General features: G+C 57.8%; 11 protein-coding genes. 5 read left to right on the top strand and 6 right to left on the bottom strand.

What is annotated here, in order from left to right; translation table 11 throughout:
• Window positions 1-126: 126 nt before the first annotated feature.
• The gene (gene hisC, locus R3F64_RS16620) at window positions 127-1,188 is read right to left on the bottom strand and encodes a histidinol-phosphate transaminase (RefSeq protein WP_332612659.1); all 1,062 of its coding nucleotides are present in this window, start codon (window positions 1,186-1,188) and stop codon (window positions 127-129) included.
• A gap of 161 nt (window positions 1,189-1,349) precedes the next feature.
• On the opposite strand from hisC, the gene R3F64_RS16615 reads away from it, so the two are divergent.
• From R3F64_RS16615 to mnmH, 4 genes are all read left to right on the top strand, one after another.
• Window positions 1,350-1,796, top strand: a complete 447-nt coding sequence (locus tag R3F64_RS16615) for a copper resistance protein NlpE N-terminal domain-containing protein (RefSeq protein ID WP_085919118.1) — start codon at window positions 1,350-1,352, stop codon at window positions 1,794-1,796.
• 77 nt (window positions 1,797-1,873) lie between these two features.
• A complete protein-coding gene (gene radA, locus R3F64_RS16610) occupies window positions 1,874-3,247 on the top strand; it encodes a DNA repair protein RadA (RefSeq protein ID WP_085919117.1) in 1,374 nt (457 codons plus the stop codon).
• Window positions 3,248-3,301: 54 nt separating this feature from the next.
• On the top strand, window positions 3,302-4,339 hold the full coding sequence (selD, locus tag R3F64_RS16605) for a selenide, water dikinase SelD (protein ID WP_085919116.1): 1,038 nt from the start codon (window positions 3,302-3,304) through the stop codon (window positions 4,337-4,339).
• Window positions 4,336-5,442 carry a tRNA 2-selenouridine(34) synthase MnmH gene (gene mnmH, locus R3F64_RS16600; RefSeq protein WP_199284537.1) on the top strand — a complete coding sequence of 369 codons (1,107 nt, stop codon included), beginning with the start codon at window positions 4,336-4,338 and terminating at the stop codon, window positions 5,440-5,442. Before selD ends, mnmH begins: the two co-directional genes overlap by 4 nt.
• A gap of 13 nt (window positions 5,443-5,455) precedes the next feature.
• Here the strand turns inward: mnmH and R3F64_RS16595 are convergent, their stop codons facing one another.
• Window positions 5,456-6,142 (bottom strand): type 1 glutamine amidotransferase, encoded by a 687-nt coding sequence (locus R3F64_RS16595; RefSeq protein WP_332612657.1) that lies wholly within the window; start codon window positions 6,140-6,142, stop codon window positions 5,456-5,458.
• Between the two features lie 119 nt (window positions 6,143-6,261).
• On the opposite strand from R3F64_RS16595, the gene R3F64_RS16590 reads away from it, so the two are divergent.
• Window positions 6,262-6,861, top strand: a complete 600-nt coding sequence (locus tag R3F64_RS16590; RefSeq protein ID WP_066319837.1) for a YjaG family protein — start codon at window positions 6,262-6,264, stop codon at window positions 6,859-6,861.
• 39 nt (window positions 6,862-6,900) lie between these two features.
• Here the strand turns inward: R3F64_RS16590 and hisF are convergent, their stop codons facing one another.
• Genes hisF through hisB form a run of 4 tightly spaced genes read right to left on the bottom strand, consistent with a single transcriptional unit; the run spans window position 6,901 to window position 9,674 of the window.
• A complete protein-coding gene (gene hisF, locus R3F64_RS16585) occupies window positions 6,901-7,674 on the bottom strand; it encodes an imidazole glycerol phosphate synthase subunit HisF (RefSeq protein WP_085919113.1) in 774 nt (257 codons plus the stop codon).
• On the bottom strand, window positions 7,671-8,417 hold the full coding sequence (hisA, locus tag R3F64_RS16580) for a 1-(5-phosphoribosyl)-5-[(5-phosphoribosylamino)methylideneamino]imidazole-4-carboxamide isomerase (protein WP_085919112.1): 747 nt from the start codon (window positions 8,415-8,417) through the stop codon (window positions 7,671-7,673). The genes hisF and hisA overlap by 4 nt, the downstream gene beginning before the upstream one ends.
• Before the next feature lie 11 nt (window positions 8,418-8,428).
• Window positions 8,429-9,070 carry an imidazole glycerol phosphate synthase subunit HisH gene (hisH, locus tag R3F64_RS16575; RefSeq protein ID WP_066319841.1) on the bottom strand — a complete coding sequence of 214 codons (642 nt, stop codon included), beginning with the start codon at window positions 9,068-9,070 and terminating at the stop codon, window positions 8,429-8,431.
• Window positions 9,071-9,080: 10 nt separating this feature from the next.
• Window positions 9,081-9,674, bottom strand: coding sequence for an imidazoleglycerol-phosphate dehydratase HisB (gene hisB / locus R3F64_RS16570; protein WP_085919111.1), 594 nt, complete (start codon window positions 9,672-9,674; stop codon window positions 9,081-9,083).
• Window positions 9,675-9,825: the final 151 nt, after the last annotated feature.

Genomic DNA, 9,825 nt, shown 5'->3' with positions numbered 1-9,825 from the left:
GATCATCGTCAGGCACCTATACCGCAGAAACCCCCGAGCACATCGTGCTCGGGGGTTTTTGTGTGCGTGGAAGAAAACCGCTATTGAAAAGGCGGCTTGCGCCGCCCTTAAAAACGATGCTGGTCATTAACCGCAGATCACTTCCAGCGCTTCAATCAAGCTGTCCATCTCGTCATCGGTGCCGATGGTGATGCGCAGGAAGTTGTTGAGTTCCGGGGTATTGAAATGACGGACCAGGATGCCGCGTTCACGTAAGTCAGCAAATATCTGAGCCCCTGCATAATCAGGGTGCTGGGCAAGAACAAAGTTAGCCTTGGAGGGCAATACCTCAAATCCCAGCACTTCAAGGCGCTGACGGGTACGCTCACGGGTGGTAATCACATGCTCGCGACAGGCTTCAAAATGCTCGACATCCTTCAGTGCGGCGATGCCCACCAGGCTGGCCAGACTATCCACGGGATAAGAGTTAAAGGAATCCTTTACCCGCAGCAAGCCATCAATCAATTCCTCCGAACCTACCGCATAGCCAAGGCGCAGGCCTGCCAGGCTGCGGGATTTGGAGAATGTCCCGGTAACGAGCAGGTTGGGGTAGCGGTCAATCAACGCTACAGCGCTCTCAGCGCCGAAATCGACATAGGCTTCATCCACCAATACCACACGATCCGGGACCCGGTTAAGCAGCGACTCAATGACCTCCAGCGAGTGTGCGTGGCCGGTAGGTGCATTCGGGTTGGCAAAGATAACGCCGCTTCGATGAGTTTCCGCCGTCAACGCATCGATATCGACTTCCCACTGCTTATTGAGTGGGTGCTTACGCAACTCAACGCCATAAAGATTGGCGTAAACGGGATAGAAGCTGTAGGTAATCGAGGGAACGTCTAGCGGCGCGCCATGGCGGAAAAACGCCTGAAAGGCAAGGGCGAGCACTTCATCGGAACCATTACCGACAAACACCTGGCTGCTGGCTACCTTAAACGTCTCGGCGAGCGCCTCACGCAGCGCTGTAGAGGTTGGGTCCGGATAGAGACGCAGATGATCGGTTGCATAATCGCGGAGCGCGTTGCCGACACCAGGGGCAGGCGGGTAAGGGTTTTCATTGGTATTGAGCTTTACAAGCTGCTCACGTGGCTGCTCACCGGGCACGTATGGCGTAAGTTCGCGAACGGCCGGACTCCAGTATTGGCTCATGGGGGTAACCTGATTATCCTTGCAAGATAGCCCATGGTCGCTTGAAGGCTAACTGAGCGCAAGCATTCAGCTCTCAGGGGTGGGCGTCGCACCTTGTAGGCGTTATGCTGTCACAAGTGCGCGTAACAAAGAAAATGTCCAACACGATAAGGAGAGACCCAATGCAACTCAGGAGTTTGCTAGCCGGTTCGGCTATGTTGGCACTTCTAGCTGGCTGCGCGAGCGGCCCAATGGAACAGCCGCAAGAAGAGGAAGCGACCGCACAGGCGACTTATCAGGGCTCACTGCCTTGCCGTAACTGCGACGGTATCGATCTGGATGTCACCATGATGGGTGAAGAAATGAGTGCTGCAGAAGAACGCACCTTCACGCTGAATGCGTCCTATCGCAACCATCCGCAAAATCCACCGGATGAAAACTATCAAGGTAATTGGGAAGTTCTCAGTGGAACACCATCGAATCCCGATGCCACTGTTTACGAGCTGACGCCCAACGGCGATGGTCAGATCTATTACTTTTTACGCATCGATGAAAGCACCTTGGAGTTGATCGACCCCGAGCGTCGTCGCTTTGAAAATGGTGAAACGCTGCAGCTTACCCGCCAGTAACGGCACATGTTGCACATGTAAAGGCGGCCATTGGCCGCCTTTTGTGTATGTAATGAATGAAATGGAGGCTCACTGCGGTGGCAAAAGCCAAAAGCGCTTTCGTTTGCACCGAATGCGGTGCGGAATACCGGAAATGGCAGGGGCAATGTTCCAGTTGCCAGGAATGGAACACGCTAAGCGAGGTGCGTCTGGCCAGTGCCCGCCCCGGCAGTGGAGCTGGTGGCACCGGGCGGGCAGGCTATGCGGGGGATCACTCTCGACAGATTGTAGACCTTGGCCAGGTTGATCTCAGCGAAGTCCCGAGGCTAACGTCGACCTTTGCCGAATTTGACCGTGTGCTGGGCGGTGGCCTAGTGCCAGGTTCTGCGGTGTTGTTGGGTGGTAACCCTGGAGCAGGGAAGTCGACGCTACTGCTGCAAACCGCCTGCAAGCTGGCCCAGCAACGACGTATCGTCTACGTGACGGGAGAGGAGTCGCTTTCTCAGGTGGCCATGCGTGCCCATCGACTGCAGCTCCCCACCCAAGGCTTGAAGATGCTGGCGGAAACCAGTGTGGAGACCATTCTGGCAGTAGCCGAACGGGAAAACCCCGAGGTTCTGGTGATCGATTCGATTCAGACCATGCACCTTGAAGATATCGCCTCGGCACCGGGTGGGGTTGCCCAGGTACGTGAGTCGGCCGCGGCTCTCACTCGTTTTGCCAAGCAAACGAATACCGTTCTGCTATTGGTGGGGCATGTCACCAAAGATGGCACGCTGGCAGGGCCGAAAGTACTTGAGCATATGATTGATGCCTCGCTGTTACTTGAAGGTGGGGCCGACTCCCGTTTTCGTACCCTGCGCGGCCAGAAAAACCGCTTTGGCGCTGTCAACGAACTGGGCGTGTTCGCCATGCTCGAGCAGGGCTTGAAAGAGGTCAAAAATCCCAGTGCGATTTTCTTGTCCCGGCAGGAAGAGCAAGCGCCGGGCAGCCTGGTAATGGTGGTCTGGGAAGGCACGCGACCTATATTGGTAGAAGTGCAGGCGCTGGTGGATGAGTCGGCGCTGGGTAATCCACGGCGGGTGGCGGTGGGCGTGGATCAGAACCGACTCGCCATGCTATTGGCTGTTCTTAACCGCCATGGCGGCTTGTTTACCGGCGACCAGGACGTGTTTTTAAACGTCGTGGGGGGCGTCAAGGTACTCGAAACCAGCGCGGACCTGGCCGTGCTTTTGGCAGTTGTTTCCAGCCTGCAAAACCGTGCTTTACCACGAGAACTGGTGGTGTTTGGTGAAGTCGGCCTGTCGGGCGAAATACGTCCGGTGCCGAGCGGACAGGAGCGGATTACCGAGGCGGCAAAGCATGGCTTTCAGCGAGCCATTGTGCCACGCGCCAACGCCCCGAAACAGCCACCAAAGGGGATGGAGGTCATCGCCGTGGATAAATTGAGCGATGCGCTCGATGCCCTCTAACCGGTTGCGATTGGGTTACACTGAATTGATATCAATGAGCCAAGGAGAGACACCATGAGTTCCATTCGATTAACGCAATACAGTCATGGTGCTGGCTGTGGCTGCAAAATTGCGCCCGATGTCTTGGATCATATTCTTGCCAAGGCAGGTCCCGCGGCCAAGAATAAGCGGCTTGTCGTCGGTAATCAGGGGCGTGAAGACGCGGCTGTTTATGACCTGGGTGACGGCCGCGGCATGATTGCCACCACTGATTTCTTTATGCCCATTGTCGACGATCCGTTTGATTTTGGGCGTATTGCCGCCACCAATGCGATCAGCGACGTCTACGCCATGGGCGGCACCCCGGTCATGGCGTTGGGGATTCTGGGCTGGCCCCTGGATAAATTAAGTGCCGACGTCGCCGGTGATGTGGTGGCCGGGGCCCAGGCCGTCTGTCGTGAACTTGGCGTGTCTCTGGCGGGAGGCCACTCCATCGACGCGCCCGAGCCGATATTTGGGCTGTCGGTGAATGGCCTGGTGGAGCTTGATAAATTGAAGCTAAATTCCCATGCCAAGCCCGGTGACCTGCTGTTCCTTACCAAACCGATTGGCGTTGGCATGCTCACGACGGCGGAAAAACGTGGCCTGCTAGCCGCGGGCCATCATGGGTTGGCACGCGAAACCATGCTGCAATCGAATCGTATTGGGGTGCCGCTGGCTGAGATAAAAGGCGTGAATGCCATGACGGATGTCACCGGGTTCGGCTTGGCTGGCCATCTGTCCGAGATGTGCCGAGCCAGTGGTGTCATGGCACAAATTGATTTTCGTCGCTTGCCGCGCCTGGCTGAAGCGGAAAGCTATCGTCGGCAAGGGGCGGTGCCTGGTGGTACGCAACGCAATCGCGATGCGCTGGGCAGTGCGCTACCCGATATGGATGAAGCCCACTGGCAATGGCTGTGTGATCCACAAACCTCAGGTGGCTTGCTGCTGGCGGTCGATCCGGCGTGGGAAGACGATGTCGAACGCATTGGACGTACGTTCGGGCTGACGTTGCAGCCGTTTGGGAAGCTCAAAAAGCCCCAGGGCGAGTCACTGATTGAGGTTATCGGGTGATATTGCCAACGGTGTCTGCCGATCTTCAGCTTATTCGTCAGGGCCATCCATTGATTGATGTACGCGCGCCTGTTGAGTTTGCCAAGGGGGCCTTGCCCGGTGCTGTCAACTTGCCACTGATGGAAGATGAAGAACGCCGCCGCGTCGGCATTGCGTACAAGGAACAGGGCCAGCAAGCGGCGATTGCACTGGGCAACGAGCTGGTCAGCGGGGCCGTCAAGGAGGCCCGTATGGCAGCTTGGCGGGATTATTTGACCCGTCACCCCGAAGCCGTGATTTACTGTTTTCGAGGTGGCTTGCGCTCGCAAATTGTTCAGCAGTGGCTTGCCGAGTCAGGCGTGGTCAGGCCACGTATCGAGGGAGGCTGGAAAGCGCTGCGCCAACGCCTGATCGCCCATATAGACGTGGCGGCTCAACAGCCACTGCTGATAGTGGGCGGTTTGACGGGCTGCGCTAAAACGGTGCTGGTCAATCGCTTAGCCAATGGCGTCGATCTGGAAGGCTTTGCCAAGCACAAAGGCTCCGCCTTTGGTCGTTCGCCTGAGCCTCCACCTTGCCAGATCGACTTTGAACACCGATTGTCAAAGCGCTTGCTTGCGCTTCCCGGTCCTCTGGTGGTGGAAGACGAGTCGCGGCAAATAGGTGAAGTGAATGTGCCGTTAAGCTTTTGGGGTGCGATGGAACACGCGCCGCGTTTACGCGTCGAGATGCCCCTGGACTGGCGTCTGGAGCAGCTGCGGCGCGACTATATTCTCGATCTCGAGCACGCCTACCGGCTCCGTTACGGGCCTGAAGAAGGGTGGCAGCGAATGTGTCGGCAGCTAAGTAACGCCTTGTTGCGGTTGAAGAAGCGACTGGGCAACGCGAGGTTGCAGCGGTTGCAGAGGCTGCAAGCACTGGCTTTTACGGCGCATGAGCAGGGCAATACACAAGCGCACGAGGCTTGGCTAGCCCCGCTGCTCACGGAATATTACGACCCCATGTATCGCTATCATCTGGAACGCCAGCGTGACGCTGGTGTACCTGAATACCACGCGGGGGACTGGGAAAGCTGCCTGGCGGCGGCCCGCCAATGGAGCCTCGACCAGACAACTGCTCGCTAAGCAATCGAGATGGTTAGAGCGATGCGGGGCGAAGCCACTGACTCAGCAAGCGGTCAAGCAGTGCCGCCAGTGTGTCAAAGCGCTTGGGGCTCTGGCGTATATCCGCCTCGGTCTGCAGGAAGTCGCGGCGTTCTGCCTCGAGAGGATGGCGCGCCAATAGCGGCTCGATACTTTCTTGAGTGACTTCAAGGTGGCATAGCAGCCCGACCACGCGGCCTGCGTCCCAACTGAAGCCCTGAAGCGGTGCCGCTTCGCTCCCCCCACAGGGTAAGGCACCATCGGGCAGGCTGAAGACATAGCGATGCCACATGAAGGCATCGAACTGCTCGGGCAGGTCGATGGGACTTTCCGGTGCCAGGTGGATGGTGTGCCAGCCTGATTCGGGGTAGGTGCCGAGGGCGACCACGCTGCCGAGCGCGTCGGCGATCCATAACGCTCCCAGGCCAATACCCAGTAAAGGCTTCTGGCCATCCAGATAGCGATTAATCAGCTTGTTTTCGGCCTTGAACCAGGCCGGTGGCTGTTCGATGAAGCGGTCTGGCCCGTCCAGAACGATAAGGGCGTCACTATCGCTGGCGCGTGGGACCAACTCATGATCATAGAGATGAAAAATGGTGAAGCTGTGCCCCATACTGGTTAGCCAGTCGGTTAATCGGGCGGGTCCATGGTCAGGGCCGTGCTGTAGCAGATGAATATGCATGGTAATCTCCTCGCCGGCCTTGCGGCAATTTGCCAACAGAGGCTGCCGACACGATGGCGACGATAACGTATTGTCCGGCGTTCACCAATAACTTGAGTCACTCAATCCAGGAATAGCGTATGGCGTCCACCAATCCCCCCGGCTTTTATCAACGGCTACAACAGTTGCCGCTAGCCGCTCAGCAAGCATTTATGGCCGCACTCTGTGAGCGACTACTGCCCAACTATGCGCTTTATGAACAGACCACCGGGCATGGCGATGGGCATACGCTGCGGGCGGTGCTCAACCTGGTCTGGGAGCGCCTCAGCGTGCCCGGCGCGAGCATCGATTTTGCCCGTCAGGCAGAAAAACTGGCCGAATGTGAGCCGCCCGAAGGCGACGAAAGCTTTGGCGCGCGTCGGGCTCTGGATGCGGTCGTGTCGATATCGGCATTGCTGGATACGCTGCAGGGCGAGTCGCCGGAAGCCGTGCTGGATGTCAGCCGCACCTCACGCGCCGGGGTACGCGCCTTTATCGAGCTGACCGAAGGCGAAGAAGACGCCAACGCGCTGGCGCTCCTCATCCGTGACCATCCATTGACGGAAGACGAAAATAACTTCCAGGACGCTGTTTTAGAAGAAGTGTCGCAGCCGCTGACCAAAGACACCCTGAAAGATATTCGCCAGCTTGGCCGTAATGGCGGCGTCAGTAACTTGGGATTATCGCTGGACGAGGCATAACGCTGGCCGCCGCCGGACAAGTCGACGGCTTTGAGCGGGTCACAAGCGCATGTCGATACCGCGTTCGGCCATGTAACGCTTCGCTTCAGGAATGGTGTATTCACCGAAGTGGAAAATGCTGGCGGCCAAGACGGCGTCAGCGCCGCCTTTCAGTACCCCGTCAACGAGGTGGTCCAAGTTGCCTACCCCGCCCGACGCAATCACCGGCACGCTGACCGCTTCTGCAATCGCGTGGGTCACCCCCAGGTCAAAGCCTGACTTGGTGCCGTCGCGGTCCATGCTGGTGAGGAGTAGCTCGCCTGCACCGAGGTCCACCATCTTTTTTGCCCACTCGATGGCATCCAGCCCTGTCGGGCGGCGTCCACCGTGGGTGAAAATCTCCCAGCGTGGCGGTTCACCCTCGCCGGATACCTTTTTGGCATCAATGGCCACCACAATGCATTGACTGCCGAAGCGCTCAGCCGCCTCAAAGACGAAGTCGGGGTTGGTGACCGCTGCCGTGTTGATGGAGACTTTATCGGCGCCGGCATTCAGCATGGTGCGAATATCGTCGCAGCTGCGGATACCGCCGCCCACGGTAAGCGGAATAAACACTTCTCCCGCAATACGCTCCACCATTTCCACCGTGGTGGCGCGGTCTTCATGGCTCGCGGTGATGTCCAGAAAGGTGATCTCATCGGCGCCCTGCTGGTTGTAGCGCTTGGCGATTTCCACCGGGTCACCGGCATCGCGGATACCCACGAAATTCACGCCTTTGACCACCCTGCCTGCATCGACATCCAGGCAGGGAATAATGCGTTTGGCGAGACTCATTTACGGCCTCCCGTCAGTTGATCGCTCAGGCGCTGGGCGTCGGCAAGGTCCAGGCTGCCTTCATAAATAGCGCGTCCGGTGATGGCGCCCAGGATGCCGCTATCAGCGACCTTGCAAAGGGCTTGGATATCGTCAAGATTAGTCACACCACCTGAGGCGATGACCGGTAGGCCGCCTTCTCGGGCAAGCTCCGCAGTCGCCTCGATATTGACGCCTTGCATCATGCCGTCTCGGGCGATGTCGGTGTAAACAATGCTCGATACACCGTCGTCGGCGAAGCGTTTGGCCAGATCGGTGGCCTTGAGCGTGGAGACCTCTGCCCAGCCGTCGGTGGCCACAAAGCCTTCCTTTGCATCGAGACCGACAATGATATGGCCCGGGAAAGCGCGGCACATATCAGTGACGAAATCCGGCTCTTTCACCGCTTTGGTGCCGATGATGACATAAGAAACGCCTGCCTTGAGGTAGTGCTCAATGGTCTCGGCCGAGCGGATGCCGCCGCCAATCTGAATGGGGAGGTCCGGATAAGCCCGCGCAATGGCCGTCACTGCGTCGCCATTGACCGGCTTGCCTTCAAACGCACCGTTCAAATCCACCAGATGCAGGCGGCGTGCCCCCGCTTCCACCCAACGGGCGGCCATGGCAACGGGGTCATCGCCATAGGAGGTGGCATCGTCCATTCGGCCTTGCTTCAAACGGACACACTGGCCGTCTTTGAGATCAATCGCGGGAATTACCAACATAACCAAACCTCTTAAGGCGTCCAGGTGACAAAGTTTTCCAGCAGGCGTAGACCCGCGCGGGCACTTTTCTCGGGGTGAAACTGCACGGCGAAGGTGCTGTCGCGGCCGATGGCGACATGAGCATTCACACTGCCATAGTCCGTTGTACCGAATACGTGAGCGTCATCCGCCGCTTCCACATAGTAGCTATGCACAAAGTAGAAATGTTCATGCTGCTCGATGCCTTCCCATAGCGGGTGCGGCTGACGCTGATGTAACAAGTTCCAGCCCATATGTGGCACTTTCAAGCGCTGGTCGTGCTGGTCGCGCATGGTGGCGGGAAAGCGCTTCACGTTGCCAGGGAAAAAGCCCAGACAATCAACGCCACCGTTTTCGTCACTGCGTTCCAACAGCATCTGCTGGCCTACGCAGATACCCAAAAGCGGCTTGGCCTGGCGCGTCAGGATGTCGTCGACCAATCCGCGTAGTTCAGTCCGCTCCAGTTCGCCGACGCAATCGCGGATCGCCCCCTGGCCAGGCAAGACCAGCCGGGTGGCCCCTAAAATGCGTCGTGGGTCACGGGTAATGACCACGTTTTCATGAGTAACATGCTCGAGTGCCTTGGCGACCGAGTGCAGATTACCCATGCCATAGTCGATGACAGCGATGGTCATTAAGCGCTCCTTATAAGCTTCCCTTGGTCGAGGGCATTTGCCCCGCCATGCGCGGATCTTCGCTAACCGCCATGCGCAGTGCCCGGCCGAAGGCTTTGAAAATGGTCTCGACCTGGTGGTGAGCGTTCAGGCCCTTCAGGTTATCGATGTGCAACGTAACACGTGCATGATTGACGAATCCTTGGAAAAACTCGGCAACCAGTTGGGTTTCGAAGTGGCCGATGGTGTCGCGTGTAAAGTCTGCCTTCATATACAAACCGGGGCGACCCGAGAAATCCACCACGACACGGGATAATGCTTCATCCAGCGGGACATAGGCATGGCCGTAGCGATAAATGCCGCGCTTGTCGCCCACGGCTTCGGCAAATGCCTGGCCAAGCGTGATGCCCAAATCCTCAACGGTGTGGTGGTCATCGATGTGCAGGTCGCCCTTGGCATTGATGTCGAGGTCTATCATGCCATGACGTGCTATCTGGTCGAGCATGTGATCGAGAAACGGTACGCCGGACTGTCCAGACAGGTGACCTTCGCCGTCAAGGTTGACGCTGACGCTGATCTGCGTTTCGTTGGTGTCACGGCTTACCGTGGCGATTCGCGCTGACATCATGCAACTCCTGCGCTGTTGCGCACTCTAGAAGAAAGCCGATGGCCCAAATGAACATACCACCGAGCGAGAAGGATAAAGCCTTCTGCAAAGCGGCCATTATAGTGAATCGGTGCCCCCATCCGCTACAATGCTTAAAAGGTAACCGCCT

Source organism: Halomonas sp. 5021, from assembly GCF_036663435.1.
Taxonomy (GTDB): Bacteria; Pseudomonadota; Gammaproteobacteria; order Pseudomonadales; family Halomonadaceae; genus Vreelandella; species Vreelandella janggokensis.
Note: the sequence above shows the minus strand (reverse complement) of the source record. Positions and strands in the feature narration are given on the sequence as shown.

What these genes read in the sequence shown, in the direction of transcription:
- hisC (WP_332612659.1), bottom strand. Translation starts at nt 1,188, where the DNA reads ATGAGCCAATACTGGAGTCCGGCCGTTCGCGAACTTACGCCATACGTG.
- R3F64_RS16615 (WP_085919118.1), top strand. Translation starts at nt 1,350, where the DNA reads ATGCAACTCAGGAGTTTGCTAGCCGGTTCGGCTATGTTGGCACTTCTA.
- selD (WP_085919116.1), top strand. Translation starts at nt 3,302, where the DNA reads ATGAGTTCCATTCGATTAACGCAATACAGTCATGGTGCTGGCTGTGGC.
- R3F64_RS16595 (WP_332612657.1), bottom strand. Translation starts at nt 6,142, where the DNA reads ATGCATATTCATCTGCTACAGCACGGCCCTGACCATGGACCCGCCCGA.
- R3F64_RS16590 (WP_066319837.1), top strand. Translation starts at nt 6,262, where the DNA reads ATGGCGTCCACCAATCCCCCCGGCTTTTATCAACGGCTACAACAGTTG.
- hisF (WP_085919113.1), bottom strand. Translation starts at nt 7,674, where the DNA reads ATGAGTCTCGCCAAACGCATTATTCCCTGCCTGGATGTCGATGCAGGC.
- hisA (WP_085919112.1), bottom strand. Translation starts at nt 8,417, where the DNA reads ATGTTGGTAATTCCCGCGATTGATCTCAAAGACGGCCAGTGTGTCCGT.
- hisH (WP_066319841.1), bottom strand. Translation starts at nt 9,070, where the DNA reads ATGACCATCGCTGTCATCGACTATGGCATGGGTAATCTGCACTCGGTC.
- hisB (WP_085919111.1), bottom strand. Translation starts at nt 9,674, where the DNA reads ATGTCAGCGCGAATCGCCACGGTAAGCCGTGACACCAACGAAACGCAG.